Source organism: Rhodococcus sp. IEGM 1354 (assembly GCF_030056855.1).
Lineage (GTDB): Bacteria > Actinomycetota > Actinomycetes > Mycobacteriales > Mycobacteriaceae > Rhodococcoides.
Map to the genome: position 1 here is coordinate 91,800 of NZ_JASHKT010000012.1, position 19,853 is coordinate 111,652.

Consider the following 19,853-nt stretch of genomic DNA (forward strand, 5'->3'; position numbering starts at 1 on the left):
CAGATCGCACTTGTGCAGACGACCGACAGCGATTTACCTGCACAAGTGCGAACTCGCTATTCGCAGCCGATGCCGTCGTTGTCGCGGTCGAGGTGGGGGCCGTAGCCGTACTCGTCGCGGTAGACCGGTGCAGCTCCGGCGTCGCGGGCGGCGTCACAGTTCTGGTACTGGAACCCACCGTTGGGCCGAGGTGCGGGAGCAGGCGCACCCTGCGGCCGCGGGGCGGGTGCGGCCTGCGGTGCGGGCGGGGGAGCGAAGGCAGGCGGCGGCGGAAGGATGCAGAACTGCGCCGAGCCGGCACCGCACAGGAAATCGGTGATCGGATCGGCCGAGGCGAGGGCGGGGGTGGTGACCATGGCTGCCGCAGCGATCGCGCTTCCGATGCCGATTCTGACCAGCAGGTTCTTCGTCTTCATGTTGCTCCAATTCGAGGGGGTGCGATGGAGCTTTCTCGTCGGATCTTTGAACTGTCAACGAAGTCATTCGCGCGATCGACAGCCGCGCTGGGCAGGCTTTCGTCGAAATGCGCAGGGTCGATGCGTTTGGAAACCGGCAATAGAGCGTATTTACGAACGTATGAGCGAAAACGAGCAGGTCAACCAGAACCCCGAGAAGGATCCCGACGACTGGGTCACCGGCGACGAGCCGATGACCGGTCCGCAGAAGAGCTACTTGAGCACCCTCGCCCAGGAGGCCGGGGAGGAAGTTCCCGACGACCTGAACAAGGCGCAGGCGTCGGAAATGATCGACAAGTTGCAGGGCGAAACCGGCCGCGGTTGAGCCTGTGTTGCCAGAAGTCCACTCGATGTGACATCGACCCCCGGAAAGTCCACCGAATGTCACATCGAGTGCCTTCTGAGGGACCTCCCGACAGCAGCATCCGACCAGGTAGACCGTTATTTTTTCGGTACATGTAACAAAGGATTACGCAGACTTTTGTACCCGGGATTTCGCGGCTACTGTGAGCGGACCCACAGCCCTCGGCGTGTCTTCGTCGCGGTGGGTACGTTGTGGAACGGATGTTGTTTGTGTTGCGCCCGCGAGGGCGTGCCTGGGGAGGATGGCAGATCAGATGCACCGTCGTGTGTTGGCAGTAGCGGGGGCTGCGCTGGCTGTGTGCTTGCTGTCGTCGGGTATCGCCGGAGCGCAGCCGCTTCCGGGTACCGGCAGTGCCGAAGGTGGCGGGGCGGCACCTGGCGTGCAGGCCCAGTCCGCGCCCAAGCCTGCCGCACGAATCGATCGAGTCGACATGTTGACTCCACGTCGTGCGGCTGTGTGGGTCGATTCGCCGGCGATGGGTCGGGCGATTCAGGTGCAGGTTCTTCTGCCGGCCGCGCAGGCCGTGTCCCGTCCGACGCTCTACATGCTCGATGGGGTCAGTGCCGGCAAGGAATCCGATTACAAGGAAAGCACGTGGACGCAGAAGACCGACATCGTCGATTTCTTTGCGGACAAGCCGGTCAATGTCGTGTTGCCCGTCGGTGGATCGAGTAGCTACTACACCGACTGGAATGTGCCCGATCCCGTTCTGGGCGTCAACAACTGGGAGACGTTCTTGACGTCGGAGTTGCCGCCGCTGATCGACGCGCGGTTCTCCGGTAACGGCACCAATGCCATCGGCGGAGTGTCGATGGGTGCTCAGGCCGCGATGGATCTGATCACGCGTCACCCCGATCTCTACACCGGAGTTGCCGGTTTGAGCGGGTGCTACGACAACTCGCAGAACAACCTCAAGGACGCCGTGCGCGCCACGGTCGCCACCAACGGCGGAAACGCCACCAACATGTGGGGCGAGAACGCCGACGCGAAATGGATCGAGCACGATCCGTCACGCAACGCAGAAGCATTGCGCGGCAAGGACGTCTACGTGTCCGTCGGCACCGGCCTACCCGGCCCGCACGAGCTGGGCCCCGGCGGCGGTGGAGTGCAGGAAGCTGCGATGGGCGGGCCGCTCGAAGCTGCAGCGCTGTACTGCACGACGCTCTTCGACACACGCCTGCGCTCGCTCGACATTCCGGCCACCTTCACCTACCGCCCCTACGGCATTCATCAGTGGCCGTACTGGCAGGACGATCTTCGTGAATCCTGGCCGACGCTCGAGCGCGCGCTAGGACTGTAGAGCGAACTTCAGAAACGCGTCGTTCTCGTGCGGGTCGCCGATGGTGACCCGCACTCCGTCGTTTCCGTAGGAACGCAACAGCACGCCGTGTTCGGCTGCGCCCGCGGCGAATTCACCCGAACGTTCTCCCAGCGGCAGCCAGACGAAATTGGACTGGGATACGCCCACGTCGTAGCCGCCCGAGACCAGGGCGTCGCGCACTCGATCACGTTCGGCGATCAGGGCATCGGTACGGGCCAGTAACTCGGCCGAGGCTTCGAGCGACGCCAGTGCCGCCTGCTGAGCAATGGTGCTGACTGCGAAGGCAATGCGAACCTTCGACAGCGCGGTGATCACCTCGGGATCGGCCACGGCGTAACCGACCCGCAACCCCGCGAGGCCGTACGCCTTCGAGAACGTCCGCAGCACGATCACGTTGCTCCGACCGCGAGCGATCTCCACCCCATCGGTGTGATTGCCTGCGGCGTCGGGCCGGGTGTACTCGAAGTAGGCCTCGTCGAGGACGACGAGGACGTTGGGCGGCACCGCGTCCAGGAAGGCCACGAGCTTGTCGCGCTGAACGACGGTCCCGCTCGGGTTGTTCGGGTTGCAGACGAAGATGAGTCGGGTGCGCTCGGTGATGGCGTCGAGCATGGCGTCGAGATCGTGCACGTGGTCCGACGTCAGCGGCACCTGAACGGGCGTCGCGCCCGTCACCCGAACGATGATCGGGTAGGCCTCGAACGAGCGCCACGCGAAGATCACTTCGTCTTCGGGGCCACAGGTGATCTGGACGACCTCCTGGCACAACGCGACCGAGCCGTTTCCGGCGGTCACGTTCTCCGTGGCCACTCCGAGCTTCTTCGCCAACGACTCGACGAGCGCTGTCGCGCGGATGTCGGGGTAGCGATTGACGCCGCCGGCTGCTTCCGCGATTGCCTCACGGACACTCGGCAGCGGGCCCTGTGTCGTTTCGTTACTCGCCAGCTTGATCGCACCGGGAAAGCTGCGGCCGGGTACGTAAGCGGGGATGGCGTCGAGGTCGGGGCGGATGTGCACGGTCACGTCAGTCATTATGCGCCGACCCTGTCGGTGAGCGACTTCTGCCCGTCCGCGTCAAAGCTGTGCAGGACGGCCGCGATCGTCCTATCTTCGTACAGTATGTCGGGAACTTTCAGCGACTTCGCAGTCCTTCGGTCCGCCCCCGCGCCCACAGTCGGCGCGGACGACGAGGTGGATACGGCCGCATCGAAACCCGTCTCGCAGGAGAAAGTGCCGTTGACGGCCGTCGAGCCCGATGGGTCACCGCGCGGCGGCATCGTCGTGTTGCACGAGGCCAGGGAGATACCCGAGTCGCTGAAAGATCTCCTGCGCGCGCTCGCGTTGGAAGGGTGGCTGGCGGTAGCGCCGGACCTGTTCCATCGGGGGCACGGCGACGACAAGGAAGTGTTCGGCGACGACCTCTTCGCCGATTTCGACGCCACCTCCGACTGGCTCGTCCAGCGCGGGGTGTACTCCGATTGCATCGGCGTCATCGGATTCGACGATGCCGGAACGGCCGCGTTGATCGTGGCCACCAGCCGTCCGGTCGGAGCGGCTGTCAGTGTCGCCGCAGCAGGGATCGTGGAGCCGCTCAATTCGGACGCCATCGCATTGGTCGACGCCGCGCCCAAGCTGCAGGCACCGTGGCTCGGCCTCTACGGCGAGAACGACCCCCACACCCCACCCGAACACATCGAAGCCCTCCGCGATGCCGCCACGCGCGCCTCAGTGGCCACGAACGTCGTCAGCTACTCCGGTGTGGAGCATCGCGCCGATCATCCTCGGGAACAGCCGGGCAGCAGCGACGACACCGACCCCGCCGAGGCCGCTCTCGTCGATGCGCAGACGCGCATCTTCGACTGGTTCGACAGCTTCATGCGTTGACGAGCAACAAGCATCTTTTACGCGAACGCCGCGCGAACCTGGGGCGTCGACCAGCCGTTTTGCCTTCTGGCCTCAGCCGTGTGTAATCTCTTTCCTCGGCGGTCCGAGAGGGCCGGCAGCCTAGGAGGCGTGCCAGAGCGGCCGAATGGGAGTCACTGCTAATGACTTGACCCTTCACCGGGTCCGGAGGTTCAAATCCTCTCGCCTCCGCCACGCTGATCCGCAAGGATCGGCACGTTGGTTCTTCGGAACCGACACAACTGAACATGCGCCCGTAGCTCAACGGATAGAGCACTTGACTACGGATCAAGAGGTTAGGGGTTCGAATCCCTTCGGGCGCACAGAAGAAGAAGCCCCGAACTGCAGCGATGCGGTTCGGGGCTTTTTCGTCGACCATCCGAGCTGCGGCCGGCTCGACCCCTGCCCGGTCTAGATCTCCGACGACGGGTCCGCATGTGGGATGAACAATGGGGACGCCGGCGAGGGGCGGCCTGTAGACGGCGTGCAGATCGGTCGAAAGCGCACCCGTTGAAAACAAACCGGACGTAAGGTGTGCTTGTCTCGCCGAGGAGGGCACGTGAGCGATCGATCAGGCAGAACGGCGGCCGTGAGCGAGTTCGATGCTCAGGCTTCGCCGTTGTTCATCCCGCTGTTGTTCATCTCGCTGCTCTTCGTCGGTGCGTTACCGTTCTACGTTCTGCAACCGGTCGTCGGCGGTGAGTCGGTGTCGGGTCCGGCGTGGTTCGGCGGTGCGCACCTTGGAGAACCAGCAGCTGATGTGTACTGGCTGTGCGCTCTGCCGGTGTGTATCGGGGCCGTCGCGGCCTGCTGCGGGTGGAGCGAACGACGATCGGGCGTCGCCATGCACGTACGGCTTTGGCTGGTCGCGAGTCTGGGATTGTCGATTGCAACAACGGTTTTCATGCAGAACGGAATGATGTTCTACGTAGGCAACCTGACGATTCGAGGGCTGTTGCCCTTACTGGCGATATCGATAGCGGTCCTGGTGTGGGGTGTCGGTCTGCGGTCACGGTTGCTGGTGGCAGTCGGTGTTGTCGCCGTCGCTGCGAGTCTGGTGTCCAACCTCTACAACGTCGAGAATCTCGTGCCGCGGGAGTGGGCACTCGACCCCCGCTTCGGTCTGTGGCGAAACATCGTGCTGACTGCAGCCGTGTTCGTGGTCGGAGCTGTGGGGTCAGCATTTGCCGAACGGTCCGAGCGGTAAAGGCTGCGACGCAGCGTGACCCGAACGATGAGGGTCGTCGTCGGCGGTGGACACTGGCAGGATGGCAAGCCCAGGTGACCCGAAGTCGGTGTGGTCGACAGTGGTGGTGATCTTCGGCACCGTGGCCGCAGGCGTCGTAGTCGCCGGTCTTCTCCACGATCCGCAACCCGACGCCGTGTCGATACCCGGCTGTGCGGAGGTCGTTCAGCCCGAGGACATGCAGAGAATCAATTACGCCTTTGTCGGACCGGATTCCGCCCCGGTGGGGTTCGACGCAGCAGCCAAGTCGGCCGCTTTGGTTGGAGCCCTCCCCGCCGGGACCACGGTAGAACCCGATGCCATGTTCCCACCGCTGACATTCGACTTCCAGGCCTCTGCGTATGGGCGAATCTCGCTGGGCGGAGCCGTGGGTGACCTAGACGTGAGGCTGTCGACATCCGACCAATCCGCCGGTCCATGTTTTGCCGGCTACGTCGATGAGCGTCGGACGCTGAGTGACGGCACTGTCGTCGATCTGAAATCATCCGAAAGAGGCAGTCGCGTAGAGGTGTACGGGACCGACGGCAGCATCGTCGATGTATCCGCCGACCCTGTGTTGACGGTCCAGCAAGTGACCGACATTGCGATGACGCCCGGCCTTCGCTGGAATTCCTAGGCCCCCTTGACCGCCGTACCTTGCACGCCGGTGTCGGCACTGCCCCAACAAGTCCGACCCCGCCGCAATGTCTGCGACGGGGTAGGGCACATTCGCGTGTATCTACGCACGGGCGACCAGCTTTCCTGCGATTCCCGACAAGATTTCGGTCGGCCTCTGCTGCTCACCCTGCTGAGCACCCAGCACCACGAGGGTCCCGGTCAGGACCGGCAATGCCCTCTGGAGGTACTTCAGTTGCTTCTGTGCTGCGGCGGCCTCGCGAGGGGTACCTGCTGACGGCTCGGTTGCCGAATCGATCGAATGGCCCTGAGCCTTGGTCGTTTTCGCGCCGAGAACACCGCTGTACGCGGTTGCGGCCAGGGCGACCCCGGTGACGGCGATCTTGATGTTGGTGTTGGCGGTGACACCCTGCTGATGGCGAGCACGACCGCGGTTGGCCATGAGTATGCCTGCGCCGCCGATGAGATGTGCACCGATGGCCGCAGCGTTGACCGGAGCCCACTTCGCCCACCCTGCCGCGGCAACCTGTGCGCGATCACGCGGATCCTGCACCGCAGTGGCAGCACCGTTCACGCCGACGGCACCCATGAGCGAACCGCCGAACCAGGCGGCGGCACCGAGATCGTGTAGCGAACGGATGACGGTATTTCTGTTGGACATCTGCGGATCCTTCGGTTGTGTGCGCTGCTCCGATCGCGAAACACGCGATATAACAGAGGTTTTGGCGGCCGCATGAACGGCTCCTTATCTGTCGGTTACCCGCGTGAGCGGTTTCCACACCTGGGCCCCACGCCGACTCGAACCGAAACGCCACGGATGCGCCCGACTCGCCCTCCGGCCTCGACTGCATTCACTGTCGTACGGATCCGTCGAATCATGCGGATTCCTCACTGTGTGTCAGCGCTTCATCAGGTCATCCAGAGCTCGTCGCGCTGCATTCAGTCCCGCCATGCCGTGTGCACCGGGTCCGGGGGGAGCTGCCGCCGAGCACAGATAGAACCCCGGCGTTCCCGTGCGGTACGGGTCTCGGCCGGGCCGTGGTCCGAGGAGCAATTGTGTCGGTGACGACGTACCGCACAGAATGTCGCCGCCGACGAAGTTCGCGTTTCCCTCGGCGAAGCTCTGCGGAGACGTGGTGACCGTCTCCACGATTCGCGAACGCAGGCCCGGTGCGAACTGTTCGATGCGGTCGATCACGACGTCGGTGACATCGTGATCGAGGCCGGCGGGAACATGGGCATATGCGTACAGCGGTACGACGTCTCCGTCCGCGCGTTGAGGATCTGCGACGAACTGCTGCCCGACGAGGACGAACGGCCGATCGGGCATTCGTCCTGCAGCAACGGCCGCCTCGGCTGCGATGGTGTCCGCGGCGCTACCTCCCACGTGCACAGTGCCGGCCTGCGCGACCCGGGGGTCGGTCCACGGGACTCCACCGCGCACCGCGAGGTCGACCTTGAACGCAGCCGGGCCGTGTCGAAACCTGTTGTAGGAGCGACGTGTACGTGCCGTCAGTTCCTGGCCGAGTACGTCGGCCACCACGGACGGCGTCGTGTCGAAGATCGTGATGTCCGACGACGGCAGGTCGGCTCGCGAGGCAACCCGCGTCGAGGTCTGCACGGTTGCTCCGAGTTCGATGAGCGCGGAGTGCATCGCCCGTGAGATCGCCGCGGTTCCGCCCTCCGCCACCGGCCATCCGTTGTGGTGTCCCGCGGTCAGGATTCCCACCCCGATGGCGGAGGAGAACACTTCGGTCAACGGCCGCATCGCGTGTGCCGCTGCTCCGACGAACAGTGCCCGCGCCTGCGGCGTGGCGAACACCCGTGACAACACCGCAGCGGGCAGAGCAGTCGGCGCACCGAATCTCGCCAGCAGCAGTGGATGTCGGGGCAGGTGCACGACCGGTCCGAGTAGGTCTGCGGACAGTCTGTCGTACGCCGACGACGGTTGCTCGAACAGTGCCTTCCATCGTCTGCCGTCCGCACCCAGGCCCACAGCAGTCTCGTTTATCGATCGATGGAGCAGCGCTGCCGCATCGTCGAGAAGCGGATGAGCACAATCGATCTCGGACCACCGCCACGTCAGTCCGTGTTGCTCGAGACCGGTGAGAGCAGGTGAACCCACCGCCATCGGATGAAAACCGGCACAGTGATCGACGAGCAGATCGACGGTGGTGAAAGGCCGGTGGCTACGGGTGCCGCCGCCGATCTCGCTCTCCGCCTCCAGCACGGTGACGTGTATGCCGTCGCGTGCCAGAGCAAGTGCAGCCGCAAGCCCGTTCGGGCCGCTGCCCACTATCGTCGCGGATCGTGTCATGATGTCGATTCTCCAGCACCGGCCGTCGCTGACGACGCCTCTGGTGCCGAGTGGCGAGCGGTTGTCGAGTCTGCACGACGCCGCCACGTCACCGACATGGGGATGGGGCCGTCGGGTAGCCACGGCTGGGCGGACACCGCGTCGTCGACGTTCCATGTACCGGTTTCGACGACGCCGAGGGCGGCATCGATGAGTTTGTACGACTGCGTCTTTCGATGGATGGGCTGCGATTCGACCCATGCCACCACGAACTCGCCCGGCTCGAAGTTGCAGCGTCGCTGAATTGCTGCGATGAGGGAGGCGTCGTGCAGGTGGCCGTCGCCGAAGTTGAAGCCGAGAATCGAGTTGCAGGCGAACTCGCCTTCACGCACCGTCCATCGGTCGATATCGGGAACGTTGCGGATCAGGAGCGAGAACAATCCGCGGCCCTGACTGTGCATCGAGCGCCATGCGATGGTCTGCTGCATCGTGATCTCGGCGACGGCAGGCGGATAACCCATTGCTTCGAGCTGTCGTACCTGATTGCGGGTGGGACGGATGATTCGGTCCAGCTTGTCCTCGGCACCCGGTGCGAACGCCCACAGACCGGAGGCCCAGTTGCCGGCGTACTGGCGCATCGAGGGCGTGAAGGCCACGAGGTCCGGTCGTAGGTTGCCCAGAACCGGGAAGAAGAACAAGCACACCAGCGCTGACACCACGAACCAAGGAGACGCGTCGAATATCGAGAAGCCTTGTCCTGCAGGATGTCCGACGAAGAGGAACACCGCTGCGTAGGCGAACAACAGATTCCACTCCAGCGGCACGGCCAGTGGGAACGTCGAGATGATGAACAGGTGGAATGCCACCATGAGAAGTGCTCCGACGAGTGCGACGGTCGTGTCGGTGGTGAGCAGCAACACGACCGGTACTGCGATCTCGACGGTGGTGCCCAATACGTGCGCGATCAACTTGGCCGTTGCCGAGGGGCGAATGTCGTCCGGAAAATTCCGGTAGTGCTTGCGCCTGGCCCAGCGAGTGGGAATGCAGGGGCTGTTCGAGACCATGGGCGGAACGACGTTGGCGAAATGTGCACCGAATTTCGAGATGCCGGCCCCGACCCACACCGAGAAGATGAGCAGTTTCAGTCCGACGACGAGGTCGACGATGGCGTTGTCACCGAGAATTCCTACGAGACCGAACAGGACTATCGCAGGACCGTACTGCTCGGCGCGGGCAGCGATGAATATCGTCTTGTCACGCAGGCCCACAACGATGGTGAGCAAGACCGGCGCGATCGCCCAGCGTGGATCGACGAGGTTGCCGATGCCCTCGGGCAGGATCGAGGCAAATGCACCGGGCGGTGTTCCGGGCGCGATGACGGGTACGAACAGACTCACCAGGAGCGCGAGATACAGCGCGACGTCCAGCGGCGTCCGGGTGTCACCCGAGGTGAACGGCATCTTGCCCGGCCAGGGAGGCATCCGAACGGTTCCCGGTTTCGCCCAGAACAGGATTCCACCTGTCATCGGCTTGAACTTGCCGGCGATCGGTCCCCATGATCCGGCGAGTCCGACGGTTTCGAGCAGCATCGTCCAGTAGACCAACTTCTGGTAGACGATCATGTCGTCCCACCATGTGCCGACGTCCCACGGCATCCCGACGCCGGAAGTCAGTGTCGCCAGGGTCAGACCGATCCCGATGTAGAGCACCAGGAGCTTGACGACATAGGTGGTGGGGATGACCTTCGGCGAGCCGAAGCCGTAGTCGACCCAGTGCAGTGCAAGGGCTTTCACTCGTTCCAGCAGAGGCCGGTCGAGGAAGGTTTCGAGGTCGACAGGAGGAAACTGTCCGTTCTTGAATCCCATGAGTGAGCTTTCTGTAGCGAGCGCTGAGGATGAAGGAGCAGGAGTCGGCCCTGTCGCGCGAGGCGCGGGTCGCGGTGACGCAACCATCGGACTGTGTCCTGCACCACAGAAAGCTACGGGGTCGGTATCGGCGGTCCCAATGGTTCGCCGACCCGAGGCTCACCTCCGTCTTTGTGACGCCGACACAAAGTGCACTCTCAGGAGAGGATCCGAGCCCCGAGCCACTGACATGCGGTGAGGGCAACCTCGACGGCGAGCCGGTCGTCGGACAGTGGCCGGGGGAGCAGCTTCTCGGCGTTGTCGACGCGGTAGCGAATCGAGTTCTTGTGCATCGTCATCACCGCAGCCGCGGCGGAGAGGCTCCGCTCGCATGCGAGGTAGACCCGCAACGTGGTGCGCAATCGTTCGGCATGTGTGGTGTCGGCGGCCAACTGCGGTCCCAGGACGGTCAGGACCCAGGCCTGCAGTGCCGACGGGTCGCGAGCGCACAGGTCCACCACGGCCAACCCGGGGTCGTCGTAGCGTTCGATCGTTCGTCCTCGGCCACCCAGAACCGCCACGTGATGGGCGCGCTGAGCCTGCCGGTGGGATGTGACGAACCCGGCCGCGTCGAGCCCGATGGCCCCGGCCGCCAACAGGGGTGCGTCCTCGGTCCGCGGTCGAGTGTTGATGCGATCGAGAACGACGGCGAGATCTGTGTCGTTCGATGGAATCTGTATCCATCCCCACGCGGTTGCGCCGTCGCGTCCGACCACCAGGGGAGGGGCTGGACTGTCCAAGTCCGTCGCCAGAGCGCGAATGGTGGTGGTGAACCTGCGCATCCGGTCGACACGAACGGCGGACTCGCCGACCCAGGCCACGACGGCCAGGTGTCGTCCGCGCAGTCGGTACCCGGTCACTCGCTCGACGACGTCCGTCGACCCCTTGCCGTTCAGGAGATCGAGTACTGCATCGAGTCGAGCATTCTCGCGATCCGCCAGCCAGGACTCTCGTTCGGTCTCGTACACCGCGACCACCCGTTGCGAGATCCAGTCGATGTAGTCGAAGACCGAATCGACGATCACGCGGTGCGCCTCCATCCGGACCGGGTCCGGCGCGTGCAGCGACATCGAGGTCTCGAACGCTCGATCGAGCAGAAATTGCTGGCCGAGTCGATAGGCACGAACCAGGGCATTGACCGGGACGCCCCACTGAGCCAGGCGGCGCGCGTATTCGATGGCCGCCGCCGGCGGCTCGAATCCGGCACCACCGATGTCGTGCTGCAGGGCGTGCAGAATCGTGTCGACGTTGCCCTCGATACTCGATCCCAGCAGCTCGATCAACGACGGTTCGTTGTTCAGTTCCGTGATGCGCGACGCGAGTGTCGTGCGCATCTGCGCCACCACATCTGCCAGCCGGGCATTGAGGTGCGCGGCAACCGCGGCCACGTGAGTGCGCACCGCCTCGGCGGAGGTAGGCGAGATGTCGGCAGGTGTCGGCACGGGTGTTCCTTTACTTTTCGGGCTACAAATAATCCGCGGTTTTTGTGCTGCTGGACCGAAGTCTTTCAAACAGGCAGACCGTAACCTACGTCACATGCAACCAATTCTCGACGCCTCCTCGCCGGTTCTGCAGGCCATGTACCGCCGCATCGACAACGATCCGGACGGCGCGTGTCTGTCCGACGACTCCACTCGGTTGAGCAATGCCGAGTTCGGGCTCGACGTCGACTCGGTTGCCGCCGAACTCATCGACGCGGGGGTGGGAGCGGGTGATGTGGTTGCAGTCTTGCTTCCGAATCGCATCGACATCATCACCACGATGTTCGCGGCATGGGTGCTGGGAGCAACGTTGACTCCCGTCAATCCCGCGCTCACCGACGACGAGGTGCGCTATCAACTCGAGGACTCGACCGCCCGCGTGCTCGTCGGTAGCGAGCGAGCCTGCACTCTCGGACGCGCACAGGGTATTTCGTTCATCAACGTGGATTCCCGCGCCCATCGTCCGCGGTTGCCGCAGATCGACGGCACGCATCGTGGAACGGGGCCCGTCGACAGCTCGGCACCGGCCTTGATCGTCTACACCTCGGGAACGACGGGGCGGCCGAAAGGCTGTGTGCTGACTCATCGCAACGTCGACCGGATGAGCGCCGCCATCGTGACGGCCTGCGAATTGACCGATGCCGATACGAGCCTGTTGGTGCTTCCGCTCTTTCACTGCAACGGACTCGTCGTCGGCACAGTTGCTCCGCTACGAGCCGGCGGTCGTGTGCACGTCGCGCCTCGTTTTTCGCCGGACACGTTCTGGGACAACGTGGAGACTGTCCGGCCCACCTACTTCTCTGCAGTGCCCACCATGTACTCACTGTTGGCGGACCGCGGCTCGACCGACCGCGACATCTCGTCGCTTCGATTCGTCATCTGTGGAGCAGCGCCCATGCCTGCCGGCCTGATCGCGTCGTTCGAATCGATCTTCGGCGTGCCGGTCGTCGAAGGGTACGGCCTGTCGGAATGCACTGTGGCGGCAACGATCAACCCGCCGAACGGGATTCGAAAGCCGGGCACCGTCGGCATCGCGCTCCCCGGTATCGACATTGCGATCGATACACCCGACGGTCCGAGCTCTCTGCCCGGCCGGACCGGTGAAGTGTTGGTCAGTGGAGAGACGATCATGCAGGGATACCTGGGCCTGCCGGACGTGACCGCGAAGACCATTCGAGAGGGGTGGTTGCACACCGGCGACATCGGAGTCCTCGACGAGGACGGCTATCTCGTCTTGGTGGATCGACTCAAGGACATGATCATTCGCGGCGGCGAGAACATCGCGCCGAGCGAAATCGAACACGTCCTGCAATCCCATCCCGACGTGCTGGAAGTGGCCGTCGTCGGCGAGGCGCATCCGGTCTACGGGGAGGTGCCCGTCGCGCACGTCGTTGCACGAGCCGGTCGCAGGATCTCGGTCGACGACCTGGACGCGCACTGCGCTCAGAGCCTGGCCAAGTTCAAGCGACCGACTCGGACAGTCGTCCACGACGCCCTACCGAAGAACTCCGTCGGAAAGATCGTTAAGAAGGAGCTCGGCGCGTAGTCCTATACGGCCTTTTTCGTCGCTACCGGGTCGGGACGGCCGCGATCACATGGACGACGCCAAGTAGGTCAGGAACACGACAAACAATCCGATGCCACCGAGCGCCGCACCGATCATCGCGTCGCGACCGTTGGACGCGTCGCCCTCGACTGCACGGCCGAGACCGATCCAGCCACTGACAACCGCTACCACTCCGGCCGGGATGGTCACGAAGTCTCCGACGAACGGCACGAACGCACAGACGACTGCGACGATGCCCGCAATCAACGCCAGGTTTCCGGCACCGTCGCGGAACATCGATCGAGAAGGGGACTTTCGCATCACCGGCACTCCTTCTCGCATGCAGTGCGGCAGCACCACCCCACCTGTTCTTCTGCGGGTGACCGGCAACGACGCCTCCATAGTAGAGACTCGATCACCTCTTCATCGGCGACGGTCGGTCGGATTTCACCGGCACGTGGTGGGAGTCGCGGCCAGTTGTATGCGCTGTGCCGTCGGGCAATCGCCGTCGAGCCTCGCACCTGACCCGAGTGGTCAGGGGGTGGGCGTGCTTCTGCGGACTCGGTGGTTGTGCCATGCCTGCGCCGCCAGGGGCACCCCGACAGCGCCGACACAGACGACCGGCAACGCAAAGAACCACGGTACGGATGCGCTCTTCGCGGCCACTGCGATTCCGAAAACGACCATCGGTAGTCCAAAGGTATCCAGTAGGTCTACCCGACGGGGTTCGACCGGCGGCCGACCGAGCCAGGGAATCCGTCGGCCCGTGTTCTCCCGCATTGTTCGTCGCGTGGACGCAACGATGAGCGCCGCGCCGATGGCGGATGCACAGACCCCTGCGACGACCATCCAGGACTGTCCGTCCTCGACGAGAATCGCCGTCAGAACGAGTGCTGCAAGGACGATGCGCGCACCCCACACCTTCCATCGAGGTGCGGCCTCGCGCTCGTCGTACCGCACGTCGACCGGCCGCATCGGCTGCAGGGGCTCCATGTCTCGACCCTCCCATACAGCGGCTCTTGACCGGTTGCTGCGACTCGCCGTATCCTGACCGACAGTTGATATATCAGAACCTAGCGGCACGCCGAACCGAGGAATCGAAAGTATGACCACAGCGCTCAAGATCGACGGAACGGCGGTCAGCGGAATCGTCAAGGACGATCTGCGATACCGCGTCGAACGGCTCGGCCAGCAGGGGATTCGGCCCGGCCTGGGCACGATTCTGGTGGGCGACGATCCGGGCAGCCGTTCGTATGTCGCGGCGAAGCATCGCGACTGCGCGGAGGTGGGACTGCATTCGATTCAGGTTCGGCTGCCTGCGTCCGCGAGTCAGCAGGAGATCGAAGATGCCGTGCACGCTCTCAACGAGGATCCCGAGTGCACCGGGTTCATCGTTCAGTTGCCGCTGCCCTCGCACATCGACACCCATCGGGTGATCGAGCTGATCGATCCTCGCAAGGATGCCGACGGGCTGCACCCGACCAATTTGGGGCGGCTCGTACTCGGCATGGACGGGCCGCTGCCCTGCACCCCACGCGGGATATTGGAACTGCTTCGCCACCATGATGTTCCGATCACCGGTGCTCGCTTCTGCATCATCGGATGTGGAATCACGGTGGGTCGTCCGCTCGGCTTGATGCTGACGCGTCGCAGCGAACACGCAACTGTGACCATGTGCCACGAGGCGACGGTGGACACCGCCGCGCACACTCGGGCCGCCGACGTGGTCATCGCAGCGGCGGGCGTTGCGCATCTGGTTCAGCCTGACTGGATCAGTGCCGGAGCCACGGTGTTGTCGGTGGGGATCACCCGCACCGTCGAGGGAATACTGGGCGACGTGCACCCCGGCGTCGAGCACATTGCGGGGCGGCTCAGTGGAGCGACAGGCGGCGTCGGGCCGATGACCAGGGCGATGCTGCTGACGAACGTGGTGGAGTGTGCTGAGGCTGCTCAGGCCGAGGGGATGAAGGACTCTCGGTAGCCCATCTTCTCGCTGATCTCCGCGGCGGCGGCCAGCACGTCGGGGACGATGGCCCGCATTCTCGTTTCGTCGAAGCGGTAGACCGGTCCCGAGATGCTCAGTGCGGCGGTCGTCTTGCCGGTGTAGTCGAGAATCGGGGCGGCGATGGCGTTGAGTCCGGTCTCGAACTCTTCGACGACGACGGCGTATCCGAGGGATACCGCAGCGTCGAGTTCGGCGGTGAGACCGGCTTTGGTGGTGAGCGTGTGTTCGGTGAATCGGTGCAGGTCGAGTCCGTCCACGACGTCCTGACGCGTATCCGAGTCGAGGGCAGCCAGCAACACCTTGCCGCTCGCGGTGGCGTGCAGCGGCGTCTGCTCCCCGATCCAGTTGTGGGTTCCCACCGAACTCGGCCCGCGGGCCTGGTCCAGATGGACCGCTGTATTGGACCGCAGCACAGCGATATTCACTGTTTCGCCGAGCTTGCCGGCGAGGCGTTCACACACCGCATGGCCGTATTCGGTGATCTCCAGACGCTCGGGCACGGCCGCAGCGAGCCGGAGGACTCCGAGGCTGAGCCGGTACTTGCCGCGATTGTGCGTCTGCATCACCATGTCGTGTTCTTCCAGCGACGCCAGCAGGCGTGACACCGTGGACTTGTGCACACCGATCTCGGTGGCGATGGCGCTCACGCCCGCCTCTCCGAGTCGTGCCACGACCTCGAGCACCCGAAACGCGCGGTCGACGGACTGGACGCCACCCTCGGGGGCACGTGTCGAATCGTCGCTGGCCACCCCCGCGACTATACGTAACAGGCACTGGGCCGTGGTGTTGCCCCTCGGGGCGTGGCCCCGGCCGGCGATCTAAATTACGGCGCGGACTGCGTCGTCGAACTCGGTCACGTGTGCTCGAGCGATGGCCGCGGCCTTCTCGGCGTCCCCGGCCGCGATGGCGCGCAGCAGCTCGGTGTGCGTTCCCACGTGGTCGGCGAGAGGGGGCAGTCGATCCATGAACAACCAGAAGATTCGCGTCGCGAGATTGTTGTAGCGGATCAACGCGTCTTCGAGAACCGGGTTCGCCGCCAGCCGGTAGACGGTGCGATGCACTTCGGCGTCCCAGTTGATCAGGTCGTGTTGGCTCGGCGGCGTCGCCTCGAACTTTTCGGTCCGGTCGGCCATGCCCAACAGAACTTGGCGTTGGGTTGCGGTGGCCGCAGTGGCGGCCTTGGCGGCCGCCAGTGGCTCGAGCCGCTGGCGGATTTCGGAGATGTCGCCCAGATCGGCGACGTCGATGGCCGTGGCGAAAGTGCCACGGCGGGCGTGCGAGATGACGAGGCGCTCGTACTCGAGCCGTTTGAGAGCTTCCCGTACCGGCGTGCGTCCGACGCCCAGCTCGGCGGACAAGGCCGATTCGACGACGGCCTCACCCGGCTTGATGGTCAGCATGATCAGTTTGTCGCGGATAGCGGAGTAGGCGACGTCCGCCATCGTCGCTCCTGGTTCGCCGGGCACCCCCGACGAACCCGGGGTGCCCGGCGACGTGACCTCGACACTCATGGTTACCGATCCTATCGGCACCGAGTGCGGAGCAGCGTGCGTTCAGGCCTCGATGCGGTTCTTCAGCCAGTCGTGGAAGATGCCGATGTGGTGTTCGCTGCCCACCAGTACTCCGCCGTCGCGGTACTTGCGTGAGCTCATGGCGGGCTGGCAGCGTTCGCACGCCTCGAAATCCTGCAGATTGACGCGGTGGAACAACTCCACCGAGTGCTGCAGGTCCCGACCCGAGGCGACGACACCGGGCAAGTACAGCCAATCGCATTCCACCAGAGTGTGATCGGGGGCAAGTGGATACATTCGGTGGATGATCACGTGATCCGGGACGAGGTTGACGAACACCTGTGGCCGGACGGTGATGGCGTAGTAGCGTCGGTCCTGTTCGGGTGCGATTCCGGGAATGGAGTCGTGTCCCTCGGAACCGTCGAGCGTGAATCCCTTGACGGATTCCCCGAATTCGGCTCCGTGGCCCACGTAGTACTGGGCGGCGTAACCGTCGGCGAATTCGGGAAGTACCTCGGTCAGCTCGGGGTGGATGGTGGCGCAGTGGTAGCACTCCATGAAGTTCTCGATGATGAGCTTCCAGTTGGCCTTGACGTCGTAGCTCACGCGTCGGCCGAGGCCCAGGTCTTCGATCTTGTAGCGATCGATCGACTCCACGTCGCCGAGTCGATCGCGGATGTCCTGCACGACAGTGGTGTCGAAGGAGGCCGGATTGTCGCTGAGATTGACCCAGACATACCCGAGCCATTCCTCGACCGACACCGGTGACAGGCCGTAACGAACCCGGTCGATGTCGGGCATCTTGGTGAGATTCGGTGCTGCGATGAGCTTTCCGTCGAGGTCGTAGGTCCACGCGTGGTACGGACACTGGAACGATCGCTTGACTTCGCCCTTGTCCTCCATGCAGATTCGCGCACCGCGGTGCGCGCACACGTTCAGGTAGGCCTTGATCGCCCCTGTTCTGGTGCGCGTCACGATGACGCTTTCGCGGCCGATCTGCACGGTGCGGAAGGCGCCGGGCTTGTCCAGGTCAGCGGCACGGACCGCGCAGATCCACAGCTCCTCGAAGATCTTCTCCTGCTCGAGCTCGAAGATGGCCGGATCGGTGTAATACCGGCCGGGAAGGGTGGAGATCAGACTTTCGGGCAGGGGAAGGGAGGTTGCGGGCGGCGTGGTGTCGGGAATGGTGGTCACTTCGGTCCTCCGTACGTGGCCGATCTTGTGGATCGGTGACGAGACGTCAACTGGGGTAATGGAATACGACGGGTGGAACAGCGGTCCGGGTGGTTTCAGACCGCGCGAGCGGGAGCCGAGAGCTGTCGGCGCCAGCGGGTGAACAACCGAACTTGGTTGACACCGAGTACGCCGACCGGGAGTCCGTCGGATCGATACACGGCGAGGAAGCTCCCGAGTTCGGGCGACCCCTCTTCGATGGTGCATTCACTGTCCGGTCCAGCGGTGCCGGCGAACTGAATACGCGACCCGTACTGGTCGGACCAGAAGTACGGAGGTTTGACGTGTTGGCCGCCGTAACTACCCGAGAGCAGGGTGGCCACCGCGACAGTGGGTCGTTCGGAGGCCCCGGCCCAATGCTCGACGCGTCGGTGGACACCGGTCGAATCCAGCCATGCGGCGCAGTCGCCGACTGCGACCACTCCGGGCACGGCAGTCGCGCCGCCGCCGTCGCACAGGATTCCGTTGCCCAGTGCGAGGCCGCTGGTGTCGAGCCAGTCGATGTTCGGAATGCCGCCGATGCCGACGACCACAACGTCGGCATCGAGCAGTCGGCCGTCCGCGAGACGAACGCCCGTCACTCGGTCGGTGCCGGCCAGGCCGTCGACGGCTGTTCCGCAGATCAGCGTGGTGCCGTTGTCGCGGTGCAGATTTCCCACCGCGCTACCCAGTCGTGCACCGAGTGGCCCGGCGAGCGGTGACGGGGCGGCTTCGACGACGGTGACGTCCAGACCGAGTTTTCTTGCGGTGGAGGCTACTTCGGCTCCGATGAAGCCGGCACCGATGACGACGAGACGTGCACCGGGCGCGAGATCTGCACGCAGCCGGTCGGCGTCGTCGATCGTCCGCAATACGTGCACACCGGCGAGGTGATCGGTACCGGGAAGCGATCGCGCGCGTGAGCCGGTGGCGAGGACGACGCCGTCGGAGGTCAGTTCGGCACCGTCGTCGAGCGTGACCGTGCGACGCGACGGATCGAGGGCGGTGGCTGTCCGGCCCAGAATCCAGGTGGCATCGAGGTCTTCGTCGTCGGGTTCGAGGGCGAGAGTGCTCATGTCCACGTCGCCGGCGAGGTACTCCTTGGACAGGGGAGGGCGGTCGTAGGGGCGGTGGTGTTCGGCACCGACGATGGTGACCGAGCCGTCGAATCCGGCCGCCCGCAGTGCACGCGCAGAGCACAGGCCTGCCAGGGAGGCTCCGACGATGGTGACGCTCTTCACGAATGTCCCTCGGCGGCCAACCGGCTGCGAACGTCGGGCGGAAGATTGGGGGCCGCGGTGCTCAGCTCGACGTAGACGACGCCGTCCTCGACGACGACGGTATGCGTACGGACCGGCAATTTGGCGGGCGGAGCGTCGACAGCTCCGGTGCGCAGGTCGAAGGTGGATGCGTGGAGCGGGCATTCGACCGCGCACCCCTCGAGCCAGCCGTCGGCGAGCGACGCGTCCTGATGCGTACAGGTGTCATCGATCGCGAACAGCTCACCGTCCTCGGTGTGGAACACCGCCACGGGAGGGGTGGTGTCGACGCGCAGAGCTTCGCCGCCGGGGAGATCGGCCAAGGAACACACCTTGAGCATTCGGATCCTTTCTGTATCGCTATGCGGAACACGTCTTACTTCCCGCAACAACAGTGTGAACATCGCCACAAGAGTGTGTCAATAGGTGACGGCACTTTTCATACACGCGAAACACGACGTAACCGGAATCGGACAAATCACGCTTCGTGCCAGCTGAGCAGGTGGTTAGCCCGTGCAATGACATGCGGAGCCGGTGCCGTGTCCGCTCGACTCGATGATGCCCCCGACGTCGGAATACGTCGAGGGCATCAGGAAGCGAAACGCTACCGACGGGCACGTTGATATATCAGCGATGTCGAGCCGCAGCGTACGGGCTCGAGGTGCCGAGCCTGACGACCTCCTGGACTCGGAACTGCCCGCTCACAGGACCACCACCGAACGCAGCACGGTGCCCT

20 protein-coding genes and 2 tRNA genes are annotated in these 19,853 nt (G+C 64.4%); 9 read left to right on the plus strand and 13 right to left on the minus strand.

Annotated elements, in window-relative coordinates:
* Positions 1 to 56 precede the first annotated feature (56 nt).
* Positions 57 to 416, minus strand: a complete 360-nt coding sequence (locus tag QM588_RS21900) for an excalibur calcium-binding domain-containing protein (RefSeq protein ID WP_283316497.1) — start codon at positions 414 to 416, stop codon at positions 57 to 59.
* A gap of 160 nt (positions 417 to 576) precedes the next feature.
* Between QM588_RS21900 and QM588_RS21905 the strand changes: the two genes are divergently transcribed.
* Together QM588_RS21905 and QM588_RS21910 are read left to right on the plus strand one after the other, a co-directional pair.
* Positions 577 to 780 (plus strand): DUF3072 domain-containing protein, encoded by a 204-nt coding sequence (locus QM588_RS21905; protein WP_027494766.1) that lies wholly within the window; start codon positions 577 to 579, stop codon positions 778 to 780.
* Between the two features lie 292 nt (positions 781 to 1,072).
* Positions 1,073 to 2,119 carry an alpha/beta hydrolase gene (locus QM588_RS21910; RefSeq protein WP_283316498.1) on the plus strand — a complete coding sequence of 349 codons (1,047 nt, stop codon included), beginning with the start codon at positions 1,073 to 1,075 and terminating at the stop codon, positions 2,117 to 2,119.
* Here QM588_RS21910 and hisC read toward each other — a convergent pair.
* Positions 2,108 to 3,163: a histidinol-phosphate transaminase gene (gene hisC / locus QM588_RS21915; RefSeq protein WP_283316501.1), complete on the minus strand. Its 1,056-nt coding sequence runs from the start codon at positions 3,161 to 3,163 to the stop codon at positions 2,108 to 2,110. The genes QM588_RS21910 and hisC overlap by 12 nt on opposite strands.
* A 96-nt stretch (positions 3,164 to 3,259) precedes the next feature.
* On the opposite strand from hisC, the gene QM588_RS21920 reads away from it, so the two are divergent.
* The 5 genes from QM588_RS21920 (at position 3,260) to QM588_RS21940 (ending at position 5,904) form a co-directional block, all read left to right on the plus strand.
* Positions 3,260 to 4,024 (plus strand): dienelactone hydrolase family protein, encoded by a 765-nt coding sequence (locus tag QM588_RS21920; RefSeq protein WP_027494763.1) that lies wholly within the window; start codon positions 3,260 to 3,262, stop codon positions 4,022 to 4,024.
* A 123-nt stretch (positions 4,025 to 4,147) separates the two neighbouring features.
* Positions 4,148 to 4,237 (plus strand) — tRNA-Ser (locus QM588_RS21925).
* Between the two features lie 55 nt (positions 4,238 to 4,292).
* Positions 4,293 to 4,365: transfer RNA gene (locus QM588_RS21930), tRNA-Arg, on the plus strand.
* A gap of 236 nt (positions 4,366 to 4,601) precedes the next feature.
* Positions 4,602 to 5,249, plus strand: coding sequence for a hypothetical protein (locus QM588_RS21935; RefSeq protein WP_283316504.1), 648 nt, complete (start codon positions 4,602 to 4,604; stop codon positions 5,247 to 5,249).
* Positions 5,250 to 5,310: 61 nt separating this feature from the next.
* Positions 5,311 to 5,904 carry a hypothetical protein gene (locus QM588_RS21940; protein ID WP_283316506.1) on the plus strand — a complete coding sequence of 198 codons (594 nt, stop codon included), beginning with the start codon at positions 5,311 to 5,313 and terminating at the stop codon, positions 5,902 to 5,904.
* 102 nt (positions 5,905 to 6,006) lie between these two features.
* Here the strand turns inward: QM588_RS21940 and QM588_RS21945 are convergent, their stop codons facing one another.
* From QM588_RS21945 to QM588_RS21960, 4 genes are all read right to left on the minus strand, one after another.
* Positions 6,007 to 6,564: a hypothetical protein gene (locus QM588_RS21945; protein ID WP_283316508.1), complete on the minus strand. Its 558-nt coding sequence runs from the start codon at positions 6,562 to 6,564 to the stop codon at positions 6,007 to 6,009.
* A gap of 237 nt (positions 6,565 to 6,801) precedes the next feature.
* Positions 6,802 to 8,220, minus strand: coding sequence for a phytoene desaturase family protein (locus QM588_RS21950; protein WP_283316510.1), 1,419 nt, complete (start codon positions 8,218 to 8,220; stop codon positions 6,802 to 6,804).
* Positions 8,217 to 10,064, minus strand: a complete 1,848-nt coding sequence (locus QM588_RS21955) for a DUF3556 domain-containing protein (RefSeq protein WP_283316512.1) — start codon at positions 10,062 to 10,064, stop codon at positions 8,217 to 8,219. Before QM588_RS21955 ends, QM588_RS21950 begins: the two co-directional genes overlap by 4 nt.
* 197 nt (positions 10,065 to 10,261) lie before the next feature.
* Complete coding sequence (locus QM588_RS21960) at positions 10,262 to 11,545, minus strand: PucR family transcriptional regulator (protein ID WP_283316514.1); 1,284 nt, start codon at positions 11,543 to 11,545, stop codon at positions 10,262 to 10,264.
* Between the two features lie 94 nt (positions 11,546 to 11,639).
* On the opposite strand from QM588_RS21960, the gene QM588_RS21965 reads away from it, so the two are divergent.
* Positions 11,640 to 13,130 (plus strand): class I adenylate-forming enzyme family protein, encoded by a 1,491-nt coding sequence (locus QM588_RS21965; RefSeq protein WP_283316516.1) that lies wholly within the window; start codon positions 11,640 to 11,642, stop codon positions 13,128 to 13,130.
* A 45-nt stretch (positions 13,131 to 13,175) separates the two neighbouring features.
* On the opposite strand, the gene QM588_RS21970 is transcribed toward QM588_RS21965, so the two are convergent.
* Complete coding sequence (locus QM588_RS21970) at positions 13,176 to 13,451, minus strand: hypothetical protein (RefSeq protein WP_283316517.1); 276 nt, start codon at positions 13,449 to 13,451, stop codon at positions 13,176 to 13,178.
* 213 nt (positions 13,452 to 13,664) lie between these two features.
* Entirely contained in the window at positions 13,665 to 14,123 is a 459-nt protein-coding gene (locus QM588_RS21975) for a hypothetical protein (protein ID WP_283316519.1), read from the minus strand.
* 112 nt (positions 14,124 to 14,235) lie between these two features.
* Here QM588_RS21975 and QM588_RS21980 point away from each other — a divergent pair, with 112 nt between their 5' ends.
* Positions 14,236 to 15,111: a bifunctional methylenetetrahydrofolate dehydrogenase/methenyltetrahydrofolate cyclohydrolase gene (locus QM588_RS21980; RefSeq protein WP_283316521.1), complete on the plus strand. Its 876-nt coding sequence runs from the start codon at positions 14,236 to 14,238 to the stop codon at positions 15,109 to 15,111.
* Here the strand turns inward: QM588_RS21980 and QM588_RS21985 are convergent.
* The 5 genes from QM588_RS21985 to QM588_RS22005 all read right to left on the minus strand — a co-directional run bounded on the left by QM588_RS21985 (position 15,081) and on the right by QM588_RS22005 (position 19,458).
* Complete coding sequence (locus tag QM588_RS21985) at positions 15,081 to 15,884, minus strand: IclR family transcriptional regulator (RefSeq protein WP_283316523.1); 804 nt, start codon at positions 15,882 to 15,884, stop codon at positions 15,081 to 15,083. The two genes, QM588_RS21980 and QM588_RS21985, sit on opposite strands and share 31 nt — an antisense overlap.
* Positions 15,885 to 15,953: 69 nt before the next feature.
* A complete protein-coding gene (locus QM588_RS21990; protein WP_283316526.1) occupies positions 15,954 to 16,646 on the minus strand; it encodes a GntR family transcriptional regulator in 693 nt (230 codons plus the stop codon).
* A 42-nt stretch (positions 16,647 to 16,688) separates the two neighbouring features.
* On the minus strand, positions 16,689 to 17,840 hold the full coding sequence (locus QM588_RS21995; RefSeq protein ID WP_283316527.1) for an aromatic ring-hydroxylating oxygenase subunit alpha: 1,152 nt from the start codon (positions 17,838 to 17,840) through the stop codon (positions 16,689 to 16,691).
* A gap of 95 nt (positions 17,841 to 17,935) precedes the next feature.
* Complete coding sequence (locus tag QM588_RS22000; RefSeq protein ID WP_283316529.1) at positions 17,936 to 19,099, minus strand: NAD(P)/FAD-dependent oxidoreductase; 1,164 nt, start codon at positions 19,097 to 19,099, stop codon at positions 17,936 to 17,938.
* A complete protein-coding gene (locus tag QM588_RS22005) occupies positions 19,096 to 19,458 on the minus strand; it encodes a bifunctional 3-phenylpropionate/cinnamic acid dioxygenase ferredoxin subunit (protein WP_027494739.1) in 363 nt (120 codons plus the stop codon). The genes QM588_RS22000 and QM588_RS22005 overlap by 4 nt, the downstream gene beginning before the upstream one ends.
* Between the last annotated feature and the right edge of the window lie 395 nt (positions 19,459 to 19,853).

Bases quoted from the DNA above. Each gene is read 5' to 3' on its own strand.
- QM588_RS21980 (WP_283316521.1), top strand. From the start codon at position 14,236: ATGACCACAGCGCTCAAGATCGACGGAACGGCGGTCAGCGGAATCGTC.
- QM588_RS21955 (WP_283316512.1), bottom strand. From the start codon at position 10,064: ATGGGATTCAAGAACGGACAGTTTCCTCCTGTCGACCTCGAAACCTTC.
- QM588_RS21965 (WP_283316516.1), top strand. From the start codon at position 11,640: ATGCAACCAATTCTCGACGCCTCCTCGCCGGTTCTGCAGGCCATGTAC.
- QM588_RS21945 (WP_283316508.1), bottom strand. From the start codon at position 6,564: ATGTCCAACAGAAATACCGTCATCCGTTCGCTACACGATCTCGGTGCC.
- QM588_RS21910 (WP_283316498.1), top strand. From the start codon at position 1,073: ATGCACCGTCGTGTGTTGGCAGTAGCGGGGGCTGCGCTGGCTGTGTGC.
- QM588_RS21990 (WP_283316526.1), bottom strand. From the start codon at position 16,646: ATGAGTGTCGAGGTCACGTCGCCGGGCACCCCGGGTTCGTCGGGGGTG.
- QM588_RS21940 (WP_283316506.1), top strand. From the start codon at position 5,311: ATGGCAAGCCCAGGTGACCCGAAGTCGGTGTGGTCGACAGTGGTGGTG.
- QM588_RS21920 (WP_027494763.1), top strand. From the start codon at position 3,260: ATGTCGGGAACTTTCAGCGACTTCGCAGTCCTTCGGTCCGCCCCCGCG.
- QM588_RS21905 (WP_027494766.1), top strand. From the start codon at position 577: ATGAGCGAAAACGAGCAGGTCAACCAGAACCCCGAGAAGGATCCCGAC.
- QM588_RS21975 (WP_283316519.1), bottom strand. From the start codon at position 14,123: ATGGAGCCCCTGCAGCCGATGCGGCCGGTCGACGTGCGGTACGACGAG.
- QM588_RS22005 (WP_027494739.1), bottom strand. From the start codon at position 19,458: ATGCTCAAGGTGTGTTCCTTGGCCGATCTCCCCGGCGGCGAAGCTCTG.
- QM588_RS21900 (WP_283316497.1), bottom strand. From the start codon at position 416: ATGAAGACGAAGAACCTGCTGGTCAGAATCGGCATCGGAAGCGCGATC.
- QM588_RS21970 (WP_283316517.1), bottom strand. From the start codon at position 13,451: ATGCGAAAGTCCCCTTCTCGATCGATGTTCCGCGACGGTGCCGGAAAC.
- QM588_RS21950 (WP_283316510.1), bottom strand. From the start codon at position 8,220: ATGACACGATCCGCGACGATAGTGGGCAGCGGCCCGAACGGGCTTGCG.